This is a genomic window from Roseateles subflavus, from assembly GCF_030285365.1.
In the GTDB taxonomy this organism is placed as follows: domain Bacteria; phylum Pseudomonadota; class Gammaproteobacteria; order Burkholderiales; family Burkholderiaceae_C; genus Roseateles_B; species Roseateles_B subflavus.
Window position 1 is genome coordinate 999021 of record NZ_JASVDS010000001.1, and the last position, 19578, is coordinate 1018598.

The following is a 19578-nucleotide window of genomic DNA, read 5'->3' on the forward strand; positions in this document are numbered from 1 at the left end:
AGCCCTTGGCGGCGGCCGGGGACGTAATCGTTTGCGCGCGGGCAGGGTTTGTCGGCGCGTGCCGGTGTCGTCTTCGCCGCTTAAAATGCCGGGTTTACCCCCAACTTCCCGCCCGCACCCACCATGGCTGACACCGCTGCAAGCACCCCCACCCTGATGGCCCACGCCATTCGCGCACTGGCCATGGACGCCGTGCAGCAGGCCAACTCCGGCCACCCGGGCGCGCCCATGGGCATGGCCGAGATGGCCGTCGCCCTGTGGGGTCGCCACCTGCGTCACAACCCGACGAATCCGCAGTGGGCGGACCGCGACCGCTTCGTGCTGTCCAACGGCCATGGCTCGATGCTGATCTACGCGCTGCTGCACCTGAGCGGCTACGCGCTGTCGATCGACGACCTGAAGGCCTTCCGCCAGATGCACAGCAAGACGCCGGGCCACCCCGAAGTGGGCATCACCCCGGGCGTCGAGACGACCACCGGCCCGCTGGGCCAGGGCATCACCAACGCCGTGGGCCTGGCCCTGGCCGAGAAGATGCTGGCCAAGGAATTCAACCGCGACGGCCATGCCATCGTGGACCACCACACCTACGTCTTCCTGGGCGACGGCTGCCTGATGGAAGGCATCTCCCACGAGGCCTGCTCGCTGGCTGGCGCCTGGAAGCTGAACAAGCTGATCGCCCTGTACGACGACAACGGCATCTCCATCGACGGCCAGGTCGCCCCCTGGTTCATCGACAACACCGCCCAGCGCTTCGAGGCCTATGGCTGGAACGTGATCGGCCCCATCGACGGCCATGACGTCGATGCCGTGGACGCCGCCATCGCCGCCGCCAAGAAGAGCAGCGACAAGCCTACGCTGGTCATCTCCAAGACCCACATCGGCAAGGGCTCGCCCAACCGCGCCAACACCGCCAAGGCCCACGGCGAGCCCCTGGGCGCCGAGGAAATCAAGCTGACGCGCGAAGCCCTGGGCTGGTCGCACGAGCCCTTCCAGATCCCGGCCGACGTCTACGCCGCCTGGGACGCCAAGACCGCCGGCGCCGCCGCCGAGAAGGCCTGGGACGAGCGCTTCGAGGCCTATGCCGCCGCCCACCCCGAGCTGGCGGCCGAGTTCCAGCGCCGCATGGCCGGCGTGCTGCCCACCAACTTCGCGCAGATCGCCGTGGACGCCGTCGTGGCCGCCCATGAGAAGGCCGAGACCGTGGCCAGCCGCAAGGCCAGCCAGCTGGCGCTGGAAGCCTTCACCGCCGCACTGCCCGAGCTGCTGGGCGGCTCGGCCGACCTGACCGGCTCCAACCTGACCAACACCAAGAGCACGCCCGCCTTCCGCATCGAGGCGGACGGCAGCGCCAATGGCGGCCGCCACATCAACTACGGTGTGCGCGAGTTCGGCATGGCCGCCATCATGAACGGCATTGCCCTGCACGGCGGCTACATCCCCTACGGTGGCACCTTCCTGACCTTCAGCGACTACAGCCGCAACGCCATCCGCATGGCCGCGCTGATGAAGCAGCGCGTGATCCATGTGTTCACGCACGACTCCATCGGCCTCGGCGAGGATGGCCCGACGCACCAGTCCATCGAGCACGTCTCGAGCCTGCGCCTGATCCCGGGCCTGGACGTCTGGCGTCCGGCCGACACCGTGGAAACGGTGGTCGCCTGGACCATGGCCATCGGCAACGCCCAGCGCCCCAGCGTGCTGGCCCTGTCGCGCCAGAACCTGCCCTACGCGCCCAAGACGGCCGTGGACGAAATCGCCAAGGGTGCCTACGTCCTGGCCGAGCCGAGCGAGGTGGGCCTGAAGAAGAAGGCCCAGGTCGTGATCATGGCCTCCGGCTCCGAAGTGCAGCTGGCCATGAACGCCCAGGCCCTGCTGGCCAAGGACGGTATCGCCGCCCGCGTGGTCTCGGTCCCCAGCACCAATGTCTTCGACCGCCAGGACGCCGCCTACAAGCAGAGCGTGCTGCCCGCCGGCCTGCCCCGCGTGGCCGTCGAGGCCGGCGTGAGCGACTTCTGGTGGAAGTACGGCGTGAGCGCCGTCGTGGGCATCGACACCTACGGCGAATCCGCCCCGGCCCCGGTGCTGTTCAAGCACTTCGGCTTCACGGCCGAGAACGTGGTCGACACGGTCAAGGTGGCTGTGGGGGCCGCACGTCTGAAGCGTTAAGGGTCGGGAGCCGCCCGCGCCGTCGGGCGGCCTGCCCCGTGCTTCCAGATGCCGCCTCGGGCGGCTTTTTCATGGGCCGTCGAGATCGTGACGCTCGGGTCACCCTGGTGTCGGCTGCCTGCCTCAGCCCAGCTGATGCCGGCGCTTCACCAGGTCCACGACGGGCGAGTAATTGCTGGCCTCCAAGGTGGCCTTTCCGCGTGGCATGACCTTGTCAGCCAGGGTGTTCAAGGCGTCCGCCAGGTGGACGGTGAAGGTGCCGATGTCCTGCAGCTGCTGCGTCGTGGTCTGGCCGCATTCCACCGGACCAATCTCAGCCACAAGTGCCTTGAGCTCTGCCAGGGTCGCCTTCCAGTGCTGCACATGACGCAGCCGATCCGCCAGCTTTCCGATGCCGGCATCCTCCAATACCACGGGAACGACCCGATCGGCGAACTGGGCTGGATCGCGCTGAGCGCGTTCCCACACAAAACCGAGTTCACGCATGCAGTCGACGCTGCGCATGTAGCGGGCACTCAGCACGACGAGGACGCACAGCCCGCGACCGATCTCCTCCTCGAAGCGTCGAATGCTGTCGCCAGTACGCATCACCTCCTTGTCGCGGTGCACCTCGACCCAGGGAGCCAGGGCCTTCTGGAGTCCATCCACAGTGGCGTCGCTGTCGCCGCCCCAGGCATAGGACACGTAGACCACGGGCTTGTTACGGGTTGCCGTGGTGCCTGGCGGCAGGGCGGCGGGCATGACTACAGGGGTGTTCGTGGTTGGTTTGTCCATCGGGTCCTTGCTGTTGCGCTCCTCATCCAGCGGTGGCCTGGCTTGGGGCTCGCCGCTGATCCATGCGAGTTCGGGAGGCCTTCCAATCCGCACCCGGTCCAGCAGATGCGAGACTAGCTGCCGCAGGTAGTCTCCTGCCTGCGGCCCAGCAGCCTGCAGCACCACACGCCCATGCCTGACCCCCGCGGCGGCCGGCTCGCAGTCCATGCGCAGCAGCGCCTGCGCCTTTGCGTCGAAAAGGCAGCAGCCATGGCGCCAGTACACCGCATTCATGCCGGCCATGCCGCCGATTTCTGCCAGCAAGGTCCGCTGCAGTCCCGCGTGCAGGAAAGGGTAGATCAGGTGCAGCTCCGCATCCGGCCGGGCACCGCGCCAGACACTGTCTTCGGCGGCGGCTACGGCCGCGCGCTCCTGCAGGCAGTCGGGGGCGATGTACTCGCCATCCGACAGACTGAAGCACACGCGGCAGGACTCCATGAGGCTGAGGAAGTGGGCCTGTTCCGCCTGGTTGAAGTGCCCTTCCCAGAGCAGACTTTCCAGCAGCTCCGGCGTGAAGCGCCCACCCTGGCGACGCAGGACAGGCAGCACCTTGTCCCGGTGCAGCAACGCATAGACGCCCTCCAGCGCCCAGGCCTGGTCCAGGATCAGGGCGCTGTCGAAGACAGCTTCGCGCCAGAACACCTGGCCGGACTGGTGGAGGTAGGTCAGCAGCGTTGTCGGGGCGCGCACGCCATGAGCCGCGCATAGCGCCTGGTAGTCCGCCAGGGACATCACCTTCCGGGTCCGGGCATGCTCGCGCAGGACCTTGCCCAGCGCGACCCAGTTCCTGGGGATGAGTTCCTCGCCATAGCGCTCGGCCAGGAGCTTGGCGGCCGATCGCAGGTCCAGCACCAGGCGCTCGGTGCCGTCTTCGCTCCTTGCACTGCAGCTGCTGCGTCGCAGCCACCGGAAGCCATGCTCGGGGGGGATGGGGGCTTCCACGACGGCCGATTCTTCGTCGCACTGGGCCTGTGCCACGATCGTGGGTGCCTCAGGTCCCGCCATGGACTGGACATAGTCGAGCCAGTAGGACAGGCGGTGCGAGGGCAGGCACAGGCCGCCGTCCCAGACCTCCTTCTCGTTTTCCAGCGCCGGATGCCACAACAGCAGGTACATGGCCCGTGCGTCGAGGAAGAGGCTGTGCGTGCCGAGGAAGAGATCCTGGCCGCCGAAGTCCCACAGCTGCACGGTCTGCTGCGGGCGGCCGGCCGAGATGGGCAGCTCAAAGCGCTGCAGGACCACGCCGTGGGTGCTGGGCACCTCGGGGTCAAAAGGCTGGCCGCACAGGCGTCGCGAGACCTGGGTCTTGCCGATGCGGCCGTTGCCCAGCACGAAGAGCTTGACTTCGTCGATGGGGATGCTGCCGTGCTCGGCCAGGTCGTCCATCCAGCCCATCATGCGCTCCAGCAGGGAGTCATGGGCCTCGCTGGACAGGAGGTCGCCCGGCAGGCCCTGAAGCGTGCTGGCCACCAGTGTCGACAGTTGCGGCCAGAAGGTCCAGCACGTCGATGCCAGCAATCCCGCCGTCGGTGTTCCTAAAAGATGGAGCGCCCGCAGGTTCTGAAGCGTCGTCAGAGGGGTGAGGTCCTGCAGCGCGGCGCAATTGGTCAAGTCGAGGAACTCGAGCTGGGTCAGTTGCGACAGCGCTCCCACATCCTGGACCGCGGCACATTGCGCCAGTGCCAATGTCGACAAGCTGTGCAGGCCGGCCAACGGCGCCAGATGCCGGATGGCAGGGCAGTCACGAAGCACCAGCATGCGGAGTCGGCTCAGTTGGCTGAGTGCGGACAGGTCCTCGATGGCCTTGCAGCCCGACAGATTCAGCTCCGTAAGCTGCTCCAGTCCGGCAAGGCTGGCAATGTCGCTGAGCTGGCGGCAGTTGCGCAGCTCAAGTGCTTCCAGCTGTGTCATGCCTGCCAGCGCCGACAGGTCCTGGACAGCAGTGCACCCAGTCAGGTCCAGCTGCTGCAAGCGGGTCAGGCCGGCCAGCGCAGTCAGGTCGCGCAGGGTGCCGTTCCACCCCAGATCCAGGCTCTGGAGTTCCGTGGCCTGCGTGAGCGGAGATAGATCCAAAAGCGATGTACAGCCTGACAAATCCAGGGATCTCAGCTGTGTCAACGCTGCTAGCGCCGAGAGGTCCTTAAGCCTGGGGCACCAGGTCAACTGTAGACTGTGGAGCGCCGTGAACAGCCTCAGCACCGACACGTCCCGGAGTGATTCGAAACCGCGAATGTTGAGTCCCTGCAATTGCTTCAAGGGGGTCAACGCAGACAGATCCTCAAGCTCATCGAAGTTCTGCAGAGTGAGTGACGTCAGCTGAGGCAGCTTCGCCAATGTCTGAACGTCTCGAAGCAGTGCTGAACCGCACAAGTGCAGGGCCTGCAGTTGATCAAGTCCTGCGATCGGGGACAGGTCCCGAATCGAGGGGCAGCGGTTCACAGTCAGCGACTGCAGCTGGGTCAGCTGGGCAAGCGGGCCGAGGTCCCGGATACCCTTGCATCGTTGCAGTGCCAGAGACCGCAGCTGGGCCAGCCCAGCGAGCGCGGTGAGGTCCTGAAGCCCCTCGCATTCGCCCAATTGCAGCGAACTCAGCTGCCGCAGCTCCGCAAGCGCTGACAAGTCGCGGATCTTCTGGCACCCGCTCAAGTCCAGCTCCTGGAGCTGCGGCATCCTGGTCAGGGCCCCCAGGCCCTCAAGCGACATGCACCAGCTCAAGTCCAGCTCCTGGAGCTGCGGAAAATCAATGCAAGACAGGTGGCTGATGCATGAAACGGAGCCACCCAGGACGAAGGTCCGAAGCTGTGGCAAGCGGGCCAGGGCAGACAGATCCAGCTCTCTTGCGCGGGCGCTCAGCTGCAGCGTCTGCAACGCCGACAAATCGGCGAAGAAGGACAGGTCCCGGAATGCCGCGCTTTGGGTCGCCGCCAATTCCTCGAGTCGAGGCAGGCAAGCGAGTGCGGCCAGGTCCTGTACTCCAAGGCAATTGCTTAAGTTCAGCTGGCGCAACGTCTTCAGATTGGCCAAGGCCGAGAGGTCCTTGAGGTTCTCGCATCCCTGCAGATCCAGCCCTTCCAGGGCGGGAATCCCGGCGAGTGCATCGAACTTGCCGAGGCGGCTGCAGCTTTGCAAGCGCAGCTGCTGCAGGGCATGGAATTCGTCCAGCCGCGGCAACTCGAGCAGCACCTCGCAATGACTCAAGTCCAGCTCCAGCAGCTGCGGCGCCAGCTGCTGGAAGCTCTCCGGCAGCCTGTCGATGCGCAGGGCTCCCAGCGACAGCTTGGTCGCTCCGGTGTCCAGGGCCTGTCGAATCCGTTCTTCCGCGATGGCATGCGCCAGCTCGTGCCTTGGCATGGGATCCCCTGTTTATGTCTGGTTATGGGCAGTGACCGGGGGATTGTGCCGACGGAATCCAGGGTGCCGCCGCAGTCCCCGGCAATCGTTGTCTCCGATACCACATCGCGGGGTCGGCGACGGCCTGCCTGGCGAGTGCGAAGGAAGGCCCTGGCGGGCCGTCGGCGATGCGTTGTGGCTGCCTGCGATAGAGTCCGGGCTCATTCAACAGGGGAGGAGCGCATGACAACAAGATCGCCCATCAACGCCCTGAAAGGCCGCCTCGTGGCGGCCCTTTTTATGTCCGGCGCACTGGCCGGCGCCGCCCTGGCCCAGACGGACAGCACGCCGCCCTCGGCGGCGCAGTCGCTGAGCTGCCTCAAGCCGCCCTCGGCGACCCTCAGCTATCCGGAGAAGCACCGCCTCGACCGCACCTGCGGCTTCATACGCTTGCACTTCAGCAAGCCGGACGCTGAGCCGCGCGTCGAGGAGCTGTCCAACACGGCGCGCGAGGACATGCAGGACCTGGTCTACTGCCATGTCGGCGCCTACCGCCTGCCCTGCCAGCAGCCCCAGGACGGCACGGTGAGTGCCGTGCAGGAGTTCCAGTTCGACAACTCGATGTTGGATGAGGCGCCGGTGCCCGAGGACGCGGCGCCGAGTGCCGCGCTGTGCATCGTGATGCCCCGGCGCGACCCGGATCGCCTGGACACGCTGACCCGCGAGATGCACCACGTGATGGCCGAGGCCACCTTCACGGGCGACGGGACGCAGGCGCCCGAGGTGAAGCTGGTCTACTCCTCCGGCAACAAGCGCCTGGAGGCCGCCGTCATCGAGCGCGTGCAGGCCTACCGCATGCCCTGCCGCACCGGGCAGGAGAAGCCGCAGACCATGGAGCTGCGCTTCACCTTCGTGCCGTACGGGCACCGCCAGACGGTGCTCAAGCGCGAGGCCTTCGCCCTGGCCGAGTTCCTGGGCTTCATGCAGGGCGCGCAGCAGCTGCAGGCCTACTTCGACTTCAGCACGATGAACTGCCTGTTCAAGCTGCACTTCACGAACTTCGGCCCGGCCCGGCCGAACCGGGTCCGGGAAGTCGGCGCCCATGACCCCAACCGCACGGTCTTCCTGAAGTGGCTGGGCGAGCGCCAGATCGCCTTCGCGTCGGACCGGCAGGCCAACGAGCTGTTCGGGACCACCCTGCAGGTCGAGGTGCCCTGCGGCAAGCTGGACCTCGCGCCTGCGGCCGCCGCCGCGGCGCCGGGATCCTGAGCCGGAGGGCGGGCGAGCCCCCTCACGCCGCCGCCCGCAGGCGTGCTACAAGGCCACGGCGTGGCGCCCCCAGGGCGCCCGTCAATAGTCCAAAACATGGAGGATTCCCGATGTTGACGTTCCTGAGAAGAGCCCGCCCTCTGCAGGCGGGACGTGCCCTGTTGATGAGCTGCTGGCTGCTGGCCGCGGGCCTGGCACAGGCCAGTCCCGTGACCTTCCGATTCGACATGCCCGACTGGCAGCGCAATCACAACCCCGCGCTGTTCGGAAGTCACATCTGGGTAGACTTCACGCTGGACAACGGCGCGAGCAGCAGCCTGGGCCAGGTGTACCTGAACTCCGACATCAAGAGTGCCCGCGTGCGCGCCATCGGCGGCAGCCTGGACATGACCTTCACGTCCTTCTCCGGCGCCCTGGGAGAGAGCTACATCTCGACGAATGCGGCCGGCATCCCGCTGCTGGACCTGCTGGCGCGTCCGGTGGACACGGCGATCGTGGGGGCGGACTTCGCGACGGACACCCATGTGCAGTTCGGTCGCATCACGCCGGACGGGGGCTTCACGACGCTGTGGCTCAGCCAGGACCACCCGCGCCTCATCCGGGCCAGCCTGGTGCCGAGCGATGGCGATCAGTTCGTGGGCCTGTCCGTGCAGGGCGTCCGGATCGACGCCTTCGACGTGCCCGAGCCGGCAAGCTGGAGCTTGCTGCTGCTGCTGGGCTTGGGCGTGGCCACTGTCCATCGCCGCCGCAAGGCTTGACGCACCGGCGCCGGCGCTGGCCGGAGGCCGACCTGCGGGTCGGCCTATTTTTTGCGCGGTCAGCGCTGAACCGGGCAGGACACGCGATGCCACGACTTGCGCTGGATCGAAAAGTGAAGCCTGCGTACCCCCTTTGTTCCGGGGCGGCAGCGCCCAGGGCTCCGGAATCGGCGAAAATCCTGCGCAGTCAGGTTTTCACAGCTTTTTCATTTCACTCCGGAGACTTCCGCATGACGATCAAGATCGGTATCAATGGCTTCGGCCGCATCGGCCGCATGGTGTTCCGCGCCGCTGTCCAGAACTTCAATGACATCGAGGTCGTGGGCATCAACGACCTGCTGGAGCCGGACTACCTGGCCTACATGCTGAAGTACGACAGCGTGCACGGCCGCTTCAAGGGCGACGTCGCCGTCGATGGCAACACCCTGATCGTCAACGGCAAGAAGATCCGCCTGACCGCCGTGAAGAACCCGGCCGAGCTGAAGTGGGATGAGGTCGGCGCCGACATCGTCGTCGAGTCCACCGGCCTGTTCCTGACCAAGGACACCGCCGACGCCCACCTGAAGGCCGGCGCCAAGAAGGTGATCATGTCCGCCCCGTCCAAGGACGACACCCCGATGTTCGTCTACGGCGTGAACGACAAGACCTACGCCGGTCAGGCCATCATCTCCAACGCCTCGTGCACCACCAACTGCCTGGCCCCCGTGGCCAAGGTGCTGAACGACAAGTGGGGCATCAAGCGCGGCCTGATGACCACCGTGCACGCCGCCACCGCCACGCAGAAGACCGTCGACGGCCCGTCCAACAAGGACTGGCGCGGCGGCCGCGGCATCCTCGAGAACATCATCCCCAGCAGCACCGGCGCCGCCAAGGCCGTGGGCGTGGTGATCCCCGAGCTGAACAAGAAGCTGACCGGCATGTCCTTCCGCGTGCCGACGTCTGACGTCTCCGTGGTCGACCTGACCGTCGAGCTCAACAGCGCCGCCAGCTACGCCGACATCTGCGCCGAAATGAAGGCCCAGTCGGAAGGCGCGCTCAAGGGCGTGCTGGGCTACACGGAAGACAAGGTGGTCGCCACCGATTTCCGCGGCGAGTCCTGCACCTCGGTGTTCGATGCCGAGGCCGGCATCGCCCTGGACAGCACCTTCGTGAAGGTCGTGTCCTGGTACGACAACGAGTGGGGCTACTCCAACAAGGTCCTCGAAATGGTCCGCGTGGTCGCCAAGTAAATCCGGCGCGCTCCCGCTGCAGAACCCCGCCACGGCGGGGTTTTTTCATGTCTGGGCGCCGGGCAAGCACGAGGCCGCGGTCTTGGCCCTGCGTGTTTTGCCTAGCGATTCTTTACGTCCGTGCCGCGTGCAAATCCCTACACTGCCGGGCATTGAACCGACCTGCACCGGAGCCTTTCCCATGTCTCTCCCCACCCGCCTGCGCCCACTTGCCCTGGGCCTGCTGATGGCCGCCCTGGCCGCTCCCCTGGGCCTGCAGGCCCAATCCGGCACCGGCACCGGCGCGAGCGCCACCGCCGAGCCTGTCGGGCGTGTCATCGTCCGCTTCAAGGCCGGCGCGCAGAGCGTGCGGGCCCAGGCCCTGAGCGCCCGCACGGATGTCGCCACGGCGCGGCAGATCGCCCGCGTCCGCGCGGAAGGCCTTGGCGGGCGGACCGGCCTGGCCCTGCGCGCCCATCACAGCCTGGACGAGCGCACGCAGGTGGTGCTGGCCAGGGGCCTGAGCTCCGACGCGCTGGCAGCGCGCCTGGGCAAGGACGCCGAGGTCGAGTTCGTCGCGGTGGACCAGCGCCGGCACCTGGCCGCGGTGCCGAACGATCCGCTGTATCCCCAGGTCAACCAGGCGCAGGGCAGCAATGGCCACGGCCAGTGGTACCTGATGGCGCCGGGCAAGGACCTCGTCTCCTCCATCAATGCCGAAGGGGCCTGGGATCTCAGCACCGGCAGCAGCAGCGTGGTGGTGGCGGTGCTCGACACGGGCGTGCGCTACGACCATCCGGATCTCGCCGGCAAGCTGCTGCCCGGCTACGACATGATCGGCGCGAGCACGAATGACATCGACGCCCTGGCCGTGGCGAATGACGGCAACCGGGGGGACAGCGATGCCAGCGACCCGGGCGACTGGGTGAGCGACGCGGACATCGCCAGCGGCCTCATCAGCGGCTGCACCTACGATGACGTGAGCAACAGCTCCTGGCACGGCACCAAGGTGTCCGGGCTGATCGGCGCGGCCGGCAACAACGGCGTGGGCATTGCCGGCGTCTCCTGGAGCAGCAGGATCCTGCCCGTGCGCGTGCTGGGCAAGTGCGGCGGCTATGACTCCGACATCATGCTGGGCATGCGCTGGGCGGCCGGCATCACGGCGCCGGGTGTGCCGGCGAACCCCACGCCGGCCCGGGTGCTCAACATGAGCCTTGGCGGCAACGGCAGCTGCAGCGACGGCAGCAGCATCGCCAAGCTCTACACGGAGACCGTGGCCGAGGTCCGGGCCAAGGGGGCGGTGATCGTCGCGGCGGCCGGCAACTCGGCCGGCCTGGCGGTCGGCCTGCCGGCCAACTGCAGCGGCGTCATCGCGGTGGGAGGCCTGCGCCATGTGGGCACCAAGTCGGGCTTCTCGAGCGTGGGTCCCGAGGTCACGCTCTCGGCGCCGGGCGGGAACTGCGTCCTGGCCGAAGGCCCCTGCCTGTATCCCATGCTCACGACCAGCAACACCGGCAAGCAGGGGCCGGAGGCCGCGGTCAATGCCTACACGAACAACGAGGTCACGATCGGGACCAGCTTCTCGGCGCCCCTGGTCGCGGGCTCGGTCGCGCTGCTCCTGTCCGTGCGTCCCGACCTGACGCCGGACCAGGTGCGCCAGACCCTGGTGAGCACCGTCCGGCCCTTCCCCACCACCGGGGGTGGGTCCTCGGGTGACGCCAATCCGGCCGCCTGCAAGGCGCCGGACGGCACCCCCCAGTTCGAGTGCTACTGCACGACCAGCACCTGTGGCGCCGGCATGCTGGACGTGCAGGCGGCCCTGAAGAGCGTGGCGCCGACGCCGACCTCCAGCGGCGGTGGCGGCGGCGGCGGTGCCATGAGCCCGGTCTGGCTGCTGGCCCTGCTGGCCAGCGTGCCCTGGCTGCGCCGCGCACGGCGGCTGCGCTGAAGGCCACCGCGCCTGCTCATGCCGACAGGGCGCCCGCGGGCGCCCTGTCTGCTTCTGGCCCACGCTGAGTCTGCCGCTGGCCCGGTGGCGGCGGCCCTGACGGTCTGCCGTCGGGGGTGGCAGGCCGAGGTGCCGTGGGGAGGGCGGAAGCGCCCGTGACGCCCGGGCCCGTCCACGCGATCCGAGGTCTCGTGCGGCATGCCCAAGCGCCCGGGGCGATGTGCGCATCGTCAGGCATCGAGGGGGCAGGGCGGACGCGGCCCGGCCTCACCGGGCACGGCCGGCACTCGCCTGTGGATCAGCGGGCGCTGGAAGCGGCGCTGGCGGCTGCGCTGTCGGCGGTGGCAGGCGCCCCCGAGGCCGGGCAGGCCCGCCCTTCGCCCAGCTCCTTGATGCCGCGCAGCTTGCCCTGCGTCACGCCGTCCGCCTGGGCAAATCGCAGCACGTGCAGGCTGCTGGCGGCCTGGAGCTGCATCACCCGCAGGCCCTTGAGCGCGCGCTGGCTCATGGCCTCCAGGGCGGCCTCGGCGGCCTTCTCGCTGCCGTGGCGGGAGAGCACCATCGTCGGCACTTCTTCGGGGGGGCCGGCGAGGTACTCGAAGTTGATCCGCATGCGCTTGTAGGTCTCTTCCTTGCGCTGCTGGAAATCCTTGTTCGGGAAACGGATGGTCGCCACGGCCCACACGCCGGCCTGTTCGGCCCGCTGGTCCTGCCACTGCGAGGCGGCGATGCCGGCCTTGTCCAGCTGCGCCTGCACGCTGCGCAGGGCGTCGTCGCCCATCAGCGGGCCGAACTCGAGGCAGGCGCGCGCCTGGACGGACTTCGCCGCCTGCGCATTCAGGAGCTGGAGCTGCTCCGGCTGCACCTGCCGGGCGAGACGCGTCGGGTCGCTGTCGCCGCGAGCGCGCAGACCGGTGATGCTGTCGAGCCAGCCCTGGGTGAAGGCGAACACCAGGGCGTTCAGGAGCAGGGCGGCGATGAAGAGGATTCTCAGCATGCGGGCGGCTCGCTGGCTTGCAGGCGGACAGAGACTTCGCCAGCGCTCACGACCTGGCGCTGGCCGCGCACGTCCATCAGCAGCTCGCCCTGGGCGCTGACACCCGCGCCCAGGCCCTCGGCGCCGGCGGCGCTGATGGGGCGGCCCCGCAGCAGGTCCCGGGCCTGGTAGCGCTGCTGCCAGGCGCCGAAGCCGCCCTGGGCAAAGCCGGTGACGGCGAGGATCAGCGGCCGTGCCACACGGCGCAGCACCTCGGGGGCGCTGAGGCTCGCGTCGAGCTCATCGAGGCTGGCGTAGCCGCTCATGAACTGGCTCTCGTTGCCGGGGTGCTGCGGGCGGATGTTCAGGCCCACGCCGATCACCGCGATGCGCTGCTCACCGGCGCTGACGGTCTCGATGAGGATGCCCCCGAGCTTGCGGCCGTCCAGCCAGAGGTCATTGGGCCACTTGAGCTGCAGGCGCGGCGCGGCGGCGGGCGCGGGCTCCAGCGCCTCGGCCATGGCGCACCCGACGGCGAGCGACAGGCCGGACCAGTCCGGCAGCGCGAGCGGCAGGGCCAGGGAGAAGGTCAGCGAGGCGCCGGCCTCCGCATGCCAGATGCGGCCCATGCGGCCACGGCCGGCGGTCTGGTGCTCGGCCACCAGCAGGCAGGGCTGCATGTCGTGGGCGCGGCGGCCGAAGCGGGGGGTGTCATGGCGGTCGATGCCGCGTTCCTGGCCTCGCTCCGGGGGGCGCTCCGCCCCGCGATCGCTGGTGGAGCGCTGCTCCGAGCGCACGCGCTCCAGCAGCACGCTGTTCGTGGAGTCCGTGCGGGCCAGGACCTCGATGGACAGGCCCGGCAGCAGGGGTTCCAGGTCTTGCCAGAGCGACTCGGCGCCCCAGTTCTGATGATTGACGGCCATTGTGGGGCGGGCGGTTCAGCGTTTGGGCGTGAGCATGGTGCCACGGCAGTGCGGCGCGCCGCAATGACAGGCGTATTCCTTCTTGAGCTTCGGCGTGTAGCGCTCGTCCACCGTCAGCCCGTAGTCGTAGAACAGCTCCTCGCCGGGCATCAGGTCACGCAGGGCCTTGATGAAGACGCGGCCGTTGACCTCGTCCGCCTCGCAGTTGGGGTCGCAGCTGTGGTTGATCCAGCGGGCGCTGTTGCCGCCGTGCAGGGCGTCGATCACCGTGCCGTCGTCCAGGCCGAAGTAGAAGGTGTGGTTGGGCTGCGCCGGGTCATGGGGGTGGCGGTCCATGGCCTCGTCCCAGTCGATGCGCTCGCCGGTGTACTCGACCAGGACCTCGCCCGCCGCGATCTCCGCCACGGCGAAGACGCCGCGGCCATGCACGCCCGAGCGGCGCACCTGGATGCGGCGGCCACCGCCCTTGACCACCTTGGCGGCCTTGCGAACGGCCATCGGGGCGGGAGCGTCTGCGGACTTCTTGCGGGCGGCTTGCGGCATGGCTCGAGTTGGTTACATTGAAATCATGGGTGCGTGCGCGTGTGCGTGCGCGCGAGGCCGCATTGTAGGCAGAGCTTTCGATGCCGGCGGCCAGCCCCACCAGGAACGTCAGAAGAGACCATGAGCAAAGCCCTGATCATTGCCGAGAAGCCTTCCGTCGCGCAGGACATCGTGCGCGCCCTCACGCCGCAGTCCGGCAAGTTCGACAAGCATGACGAGTACTTCGAGAACGACCAGTACGTGGTGAGCTCCGCCGTGGGCCACCTGGTGGAAATCAAGGCGCCGGAGGAGTACGACGTCAAGCGCGGCAAGTGGAGCTTCGCCCACCTGCCCGTCATCCCGCCGCACTTCGACCTCAACCCGATCGACAAGAGCAAGGGCCGCCTCAACGCGCTGGTCAAGCTCATCCGCCGCAAGGACATCGAGACGCTCATCAACGCCTGTGACGCGGGCCGTGAAGGGGAGCTGATCTTCCGTCTGATCGTGCAGTACGCCGGCACGGCCAAGGCCGCCATCAGCAAGCCGGTCAGCCGTCTGTGGCTGCAGTCCATGACGCCGCAGGCCATCCGCGACGGCTTCGATCGCCTGCGCACGGATGCGCAGATGCTGCCCCTGGCCGACGCCGCCCGCTGCCGCTCCGAGGCCGACTGGCTCGTGGGCATCAACGGCACGCGCGCCATGACCGCGTTCAACTCGCGCGACGGCGGCTTCTTCCTGACCACCGTCGGCCGTGTGCAGACGCCCACGCTGTCCATCGTCGTCGAGCGCGAGGAGAAGATCCGCAAGCACGTCGCGCGCGACTACTGGGAGATCCGCGGCAGCTTCGATGCCGAGGCCGGCCAGTACGAGGGCAAGTGGTTCGACCCGGCCTGGAAGAAGAACGCCGAGGATGCCGAGCTCAGGGCCGACCGCGTCTGGACCCAGGCCGAGGCCGAGGCCATCGCCGCCGCGGTGAAGGGCCAGCCGGCATCCGTCACTGAAGAGAGCAAGCCCAGCTCGCAGAGCAGCCCGGGCCTCTATGACCTGACCACGCTGCAGCGCGAGGCCAACTCGCGCTTCGGCTTCTCGGCCAAGACCACGCTGGGCCTGGCCCAGGCGCTGTACGAGAAGCACAAGGTCCTCACCTACCCGCGTACCGACTCGCGCTACCTGCCGGAGGACTACCTGGCCGTCGCCAAGCAGACCGCGGAGATGATCGCCGAGGAGGACCTGCCCGGTCCGCTGCAGGCCCTCGCCGGCCATGCGCGCGTGGCGCTCAACAAGGGCTACATCAAGCCCACGAAGAAGGTCTTCGACAACGCCAAGGTCTCGGACCACTTTGCCATCATCCCCACGCTGCAGGCGCCCAAGAGCCTCACCGAGGCCGAGGCCAAGCTCTATGAGCTCGTGGTCAAGCGCTTCCTGGCGGTGTTCTTCCCCGCGGCCGAATTCCAGGTCACCACCCGCATCTCGACCGTGACCGCCGCCGGCAAGGACTACAAGTTCCAGACCAACGGCAAGGTGCTGGTGAACCCGGGCTGGCTGGCCGTCTACGGCAAGGAAGCCCAGAGCGAGGACGACGGCAGCGGCGCGAGCCTGGTGCCGGTGAAGCCCGGCGAGGTGGTGCGCACCGAGAGCGTCGACGTCAAGGGCCTGGCCACGAAGCCGCCCGCCCGCTACACGGAAGCGACGCTGCTGTCCGCCATGGAAGGCGCGGGCAAGCTGGTGGACGACGACGAGCTGCGCGAGGCCATGGCCGAGAAGGGCCTGGGCACGCCAGCCACGCGCGCCGCCACCATCGAAGGCCTGATCACCGAGAAGTACATGCTGCGCGAGGGCCGCGAGCTCATCCCCACGGCCAAGGCCTTCCAGCTGATGACGCTGCTGCGCGGCCTGGGCGTCGAGGACCTCACCAAGCCCGAGCTGACCGGCAACTGGGAGCACCAGCTCGCCGAGATGGAGAAGGGCCGCCTGAACCGCGAGGAGTTCATGGCCCGCATCGCCGAGATGACCCAGCGCGTGGTGCAGAAGGCCAAGGAATACGACCGCGACACCATCCCCGGCGACTACGCCACCCTCAAGACGCCCTGCCCGAAGTGCGGCGGCGTCGTGAAGGAGAACTACCGCCGCTTCACCTGCTGCGGCAAGTCGGGCGAGGGCGAAGGCTGCGGCTTCTCCATCGGCAAGATCCCGGGCGGCCGCAGCTTCGAGCTGCATGAGGTCGAGAAGTTCCTGCACGACAAGAAGATCGGCCCGCTCGAAGGCTTCCGCTCCAAGGCGGGCTGGCCCTTCACGGCCGAGCTGGCCCTGGTCTATGACGAGGAGATCCAGAACTGGAAGCTGGAGTTCGACTTCGGCGAGGACGCCAAGAAGGCCGATGAGGCCGCCGAGGCCGTGGACTTCAGCCAGTCCGAGCCGCTGGGCGCCTGCCCCAAGTGCGGCGGCACCGTCTACGAGCACGGCAGCAACTACGTCTGCGAGAAGAGCACCGGCCCGGCGCCCTCCTGCGACTTCAAGAGCGGCAAGATCATCCTGCAGCAGCCCATCGAGCTCAACCAGATGCGCAAGCTGCTGGAGGCCGGCAAGACGGACCTGCTGGAGAACTTCGTCTCGAACAAGACCCGCCGCAAGTTCAAGGCCTTCCTGGCCTTCGACGCCAAGGCCGGCAAGGTGATGTTCGAGTTCGAGCCGCGCGCGGCGAAGCCGGCGGCGAAGTCGGCGGCGCGCAAGACCGCCGCGAAGAAGGCCTGACCGCGCAGCCGTGGTGCCCCCCACGAGGAGTCGCATGCGCTTGCCGCTGAGGGACTGGAGCATCCAGACGCGCCTGATGGCGGGCCTCGGCCTCGTGGCCACGCTGCTGGTGCTCGCCGTCGGTGCGTACTGGACGAGCCGCGAGGAACGCCAGCTGACCGAGGCGCTGCTGCAGCGCCAGGAGCGGCTGGCCGAGATCGCCGCCCGTGGCTTTGCAGGCCCGATCTGGAATCTCGACAGCGCCGCGATCTCCAATCTGCTGGATGCCGTCATGGCCGACCCGGAGGTGCTGTCGGTCGAGCTGGAGGCCCTGGGCGTCGACGTCCAGCCGATGCGCCGCCACCGCGAGCAGGAGAGCCGCACGCCGCCGCTCGTGAAGGAGTTCGACGTCGTCTACCAGACGGCCTCGCAGCACCGGCCCGTGAAGGTCGGCCAGGCGCGGCTGCACTTCACCGGGGACCGCGTGGCGGCCGCGGTGTCGGAGATGCGCCGCTTCGTGGTGATGCTGCTCGCGGCCGTGCTCGTGGCCGTGCTGGCCTCCTGCTACTGGCTCGTGAACCGGCTCGTGAAGCAGCCGGTCTCGCGCCTGGGCGCCCTGGCGCAGCGCGTGTCGCATGGCGAGCTGGGGGTCACGCTGGACGTGGTGCGCCACGACGAGATCGGCGAGCTCACGCAGCAGTTCAACATCATGAGCCACCAGCTGCAGCAGTCCTCGGAAGGGCTGCGGGCCAGCGAGGCGCGCTACCGCAGCCTGTTCGAGAACGCCACCGAAGGCATCTTCCAGACGGACGGCCGCGGCCGCCTGCTCGGGCTGAACAAGGCCATGGCGCAGATGCTGGGCTACGAGCGTCCGGCCCAGGCGCTGGCGGTGTCCCGCAATCTGCGCCGCCTGGTCCGGCTCGAGCCCGGCGAGCTGCGGCGCGTGCTGCGGGCGCTGATGCGCCATCGCCTGCTGCAGCAGGTGCCGATGCTGGTGGGCACGCATGACGGCCGCCAGCTGTGGATCGAGCTCAGCGCCCACGTCGTGCCCGGGGCGCAGGGGCAGGGCGCGCGCATCGAGGGCATGATCAGCGACATCACCCAGCGCCGCCTGGCCGAGCAGGAGCTCACGCGGCACCGCGACCACCTCGAGGAGCTGGTGGAGGCGCGCACCATGGAGCTGTCCCAGGCCAAGATCCGCGCCGAGGCGGCGAACCAGTCCAAGAGCCGCTTCCTGGCCACCATGAGCCACGAGTTCCGCACGCCGCTCAACGCCATCCTCGGCTTCGCGCAGCTGCTGCAGATGGACGAGCGCCTGGACGACGGCCAGCGCGGCAAGATCAACCTCGTGCGCGACTCCGGCGAGCACCTGCTGGCACTCATCACGGATCTGCTGGACATGGCCAGCATCGAGGCCGGCAAGGTGCGCCTGCAGCCCGCCACCGTGGACCTGCGCGCGCTGCTGGAGGTGGCCTGCGACGCCATCCGGCTGCGGGTGGCGGAGAAGCGCCTCGCCTTCCAGGTGCACATCGACGAGAACCTGCCGCTGCGCGTGCGCGTGGACGGCCAGCGCCTGCGCCAGGTGCTGCTCAACCTGCTCTCCAACGCCGTCAAGTTCACGGACCACGGCCGGCTGAGCCTCGTCGCCGAGCTCGTGGCGCAGAGCCCGGCCACCGCCACGGTGCGCATCGAGGTCAGCGACACCGGCATCGGCATGGACGACGCCCAGGCGAGCCGCCTGTTCCAGCCCTTCGAGCAGGTGGCCGAGGATGCCCGCCGCGCCGGCGGGACCGGCCTCGGCCTGTCCATCAGCCAGCAGCTCGTGCGCCTGATGGGCAGCCGCATCGAGGTGCACAGCGAGCCCGGCGTCGGCAGCCGCTTCTGGTTCGACCTCGAGCTGCCGCTGCAGTCGTGAACGGGCGGGGCGGGCGATGAACGACACGGTCCTGGCCAAGCTGATGGCCATCATGGCCGCGGTCAGCATCGGCTGGCTCGTCGGGCGCATGCGCTGGCTTGGCGAGGCCGATGCCGGCGGCAGCGGCGGCGATCCCGCCCGGGTGCTGTCCAACGCCGCCTTCTTCATCTTCGTGCCGGCGCTGATGTTCCGCACCACGGCCCGCATCGACTTCCACCACCTGCCCTGGGTCACGCTGATCGGCTTCTTCACGCCCGTCGTGCTGGGCATGCTGGCCTGCTACGGCTGGCTGCGCCTCCGCGGGCAGGGGGCGGTCGCGAGCCCCAGCGTGCGGGCCATCACGGCGAGCTTCGGCAACACGCTGCAGGTGGGCGTGCCGCTGGCCGCGGCGGTCTTCGGGGAGCAGGGGCTGGCCATCCACATCACCGTGGTCAGCCTGCATGCGCTGACGCTGCTGAGCGTGCTGACCCTGCTGGTGGAGCTGGACCTCGCCCGCGCCGCGCATGCCCACAACCCCCTGGGCCTGCGCGCGACGATGCGGGCCACGGCGCGCAACACCATCATCCACCCCGTGGTGCTGCCGGTGCTGGCGGGCCTCGCCTGGAACGCGACCGGGTGGGCGCTGCCGGCGGCGCTGGACGAAGTGCTGCAGATGCTGGGCACGGCGGTGGTGCCGCTGTGCCTGACGCTCATCGGCATGTCCCTGGCCTACTACGGCTGGCCGGCGCGCTGGCGCTCGGTGCTGGGCCTGCTCGTGTGGAAGCTGCTGGTGCTGCCGGGCCTGGTGCTGGCCCTGGGCCTGTGGGGGCTGAAACTGCCGGCCCTGCCGCTGGCCGTGATCGTGATGATGGCCGCGCTGCCGCCGGGCTCCAATGCGCTGATCTTCGCGCAGCGCTACCGCTGCGAGGAAGCCGAGACCACGGCCGCCGTCGTGCTGGGCACCCTGATCTTCGCCGGCACCGCGCCGCTATGGCTCCTGGGACTGGCGCGCCTCGGCTTGCTCTGATGCACTGGGGGCCT

12 protein-coding genes are annotated in these 19578 nt (G+C 68.6%); 8 read left to right on the forward strand and 4 right to left on the reverse strand.

Going from position 1 to position 19578, the window contains the following annotated elements; translation table 11 throughout:
• Positions 1–123 precede the first annotated feature (123 nt).
• Positions 124–2166: a transketolase gene (gene tkt / locus QRD43_RS04480; protein WP_285981271.1), complete on the forward strand. Its 2043-nt coding sequence runs from the start codon at positions 124–126 to the stop codon at positions 2164–2166.
• A gap of 123 nt (positions 2167–2289) precedes the next feature.
• Here tkt and QRD43_RS04485 read toward each other — a convergent pair whose 3' ends face one another.
• Complete coding sequence (locus tag QRD43_RS04485; protein WP_285981272.1) at positions 2290–6330, reverse strand: leucine-rich repeat domain-containing protein; 4041 nt, start codon at positions 6328–6330, stop codon at positions 2290–2292.
• A 222-nt stretch (positions 6331–6552) separates the two neighbouring features.
• Between QRD43_RS04485 and QRD43_RS04490 the strand changes: the two genes are divergently transcribed.
• The 4 genes from QRD43_RS04490 to QRD43_RS04505 all read left to right on the forward strand — a co-directional run bounded on the left by QRD43_RS04490 (position 6553) and on the right by QRD43_RS04505 (position 11492).
• Positions 6553–7578 (forward strand): hypothetical protein, encoded by a 1026-nt coding sequence (locus QRD43_RS04490; protein ID WP_285981273.1) that lies wholly within the window; start codon positions 6553–6555, stop codon positions 7576–7578.
• A 164-nt stretch (positions 7579–7742) separates the two neighbouring features.
• Positions 7743–8336, forward strand: coding sequence for a PEP-CTERM sorting domain-containing protein (locus QRD43_RS04495; RefSeq protein ID WP_285981274.1), 594 nt, complete (start codon positions 7743–7745; stop codon positions 8334–8336).
• Between the two features lie 230 nt (positions 8337–8566).
• Entirely contained in the window at positions 8567–9565 is a 999-nt protein-coding gene (gene gap, locus QRD43_RS04500; RefSeq protein WP_285981275.1) for a type I glyceraldehyde-3-phosphate dehydrogenase, read from the forward strand.
• A 181-nt stretch (positions 9566–9746) separates the two neighbouring features.
• Complete coding sequence (locus QRD43_RS04505; RefSeq protein WP_285981276.1) at positions 9747–11492, forward strand: S8 family peptidase; 1746 nt, start codon at positions 9747–9749, stop codon at positions 11490–11492.
• A gap of 298 nt (positions 11493–11790) precedes the next feature.
• Here QRD43_RS04505 and QRD43_RS04510 read toward each other — a convergent pair whose 3' ends face one another.
• Genes QRD43_RS04510 through QRD43_RS04520 form a run of 3 tightly spaced genes read right to left on the reverse strand, consistent with a single transcriptional unit; the run spans position 11791 to position 13889 of the window.
• Positions 11791–12489, reverse strand: coding sequence for a hypothetical protein (locus QRD43_RS04510; RefSeq protein ID WP_285981277.1), 699 nt, complete (start codon positions 12487–12489; stop codon positions 11791–11793).
• A complete protein-coding gene (locus tag QRD43_RS04515) occupies positions 12483–13391 on the reverse strand; it encodes a biotin--[acetyl-CoA-carboxylase] ligase (RefSeq protein ID WP_285981278.1) in 909 nt (302 codons plus the stop codon). The genes QRD43_RS04510 and QRD43_RS04515 overlap by 7 nt, the downstream gene beginning before the upstream one ends.
• A 15-nt stretch (positions 13392–13406) precedes the next feature.
• Positions 13407–13889 (reverse strand): SET domain-containing protein, encoded by a 483-nt coding sequence (locus QRD43_RS04520; RefSeq protein WP_285981539.1) that lies wholly within the window; start codon positions 13887–13889, stop codon positions 13407–13409.
• A 165-nt stretch (positions 13890–14054) separates the two neighbouring features.
• On the opposite strand from QRD43_RS04520, the gene QRD43_RS04525 reads away from it, so the two are divergent.
• The 3 genes from QRD43_RS04525 to QRD43_RS04535 are packed head-to-tail and all read left to right on the forward strand — an operon-like array spanning position 14055 to position 19564.
• Entirely contained in the window at positions 14055–16664 is a 2610-nt protein-coding gene (locus QRD43_RS04525) for a DNA topoisomerase III (protein WP_285981279.1), read from the forward strand.
• Positions 16665–16698: 34 nt separating this feature from the next.
• On the forward strand, positions 16699–18558 hold the full coding sequence (locus tag QRD43_RS04530) for an ATP-binding protein (protein WP_285981280.1): 1860 nt from the start codon (positions 16699–16701) through the stop codon (positions 18556–18558).
• A gap of 16 nt (positions 18559–18574) precedes the next feature.
• A complete protein-coding gene (locus QRD43_RS04535) occupies positions 18575–19564 on the forward strand; it encodes an AEC family transporter (RefSeq protein ID WP_285981281.1) in 990 nt (329 codons plus the stop codon).
• Positions 19565–19578 lie beyond the last annotated feature (14 nt).

Bases quoted from the DNA above. Each gene is read 5' to 3' on its own strand.
- tkt (WP_285981271.1), top strand. From the start codon at position 124: ATGGCTGACACCGCTGCAAGCACCCCCACCCTGATGGCCCACGCCATT.
- QRD43_RS04485 (WP_285981272.1), bottom strand. From the start codon at position 6,330: ATGCCAAGGCACGAGCTGGCGCATGCCATCGCGGAAGAACGGATTCGA.
- QRD43_RS04490 (WP_285981273.1), top strand. From the start codon at position 6,553: ATGACAACAAGATCGCCCATCAACGCCCTGAAAGGCCGCCTCGTGGCG.
- QRD43_RS04495 (WP_285981274.1), top strand. From the start codon at position 7,743: ATGAGCTGCTGGCTGCTGGCCGCGGGCCTGGCACAGGCCAGTCCCGTG.
- gap (WP_285981275.1), top strand. From the start codon at position 8,567: ATGACGATCAAGATCGGTATCAATGGCTTCGGCCGCATCGGCCGCATG.
- QRD43_RS04505 (WP_285981276.1), top strand. From the start codon at position 9,747: ATGTCTCTCCCCACCCGCCTGCGCCCACTTGCCCTGGGCCTGCTGATG.
- QRD43_RS04510 (WP_285981277.1), bottom strand. From the start codon at position 12,489: ATGCTGAGAATCCTCTTCATCGCCGCCCTGCTCCTGAACGCCCTGGTG.
- QRD43_RS04515 (WP_285981278.1), bottom strand. From the start codon at position 13,391: ATGGCCGTCAATCATCAGAACTGGGGCGCCGAGTCGCTCTGGCAAGAC.
- QRD43_RS04520 (WP_285981539.1), bottom strand. From the start codon at position 13,889: ATGGCCGTTCGCAAGGCCGCCAAGGTGGTCAAGGGCGGTGGCCGCCGC.
- QRD43_RS04525 (WP_285981279.1), top strand. From the start codon at position 14,055: ATGAGCAAAGCCCTGATCATTGCCGAGAAGCCTTCCGTCGCGCAGGAC.
- QRD43_RS04530 (WP_285981280.1), top strand. From the start codon at position 16,699: ATGCGCTTGCCGCTGAGGGACTGGAGCATCCAGACGCGCCTGATGGCG.
- QRD43_RS04535 (WP_285981281.1), top strand. From the start codon at position 18,575: ATGAACGACACGGTCCTGGCCAAGCTGATGGCCATCATGGCCGCGGTC.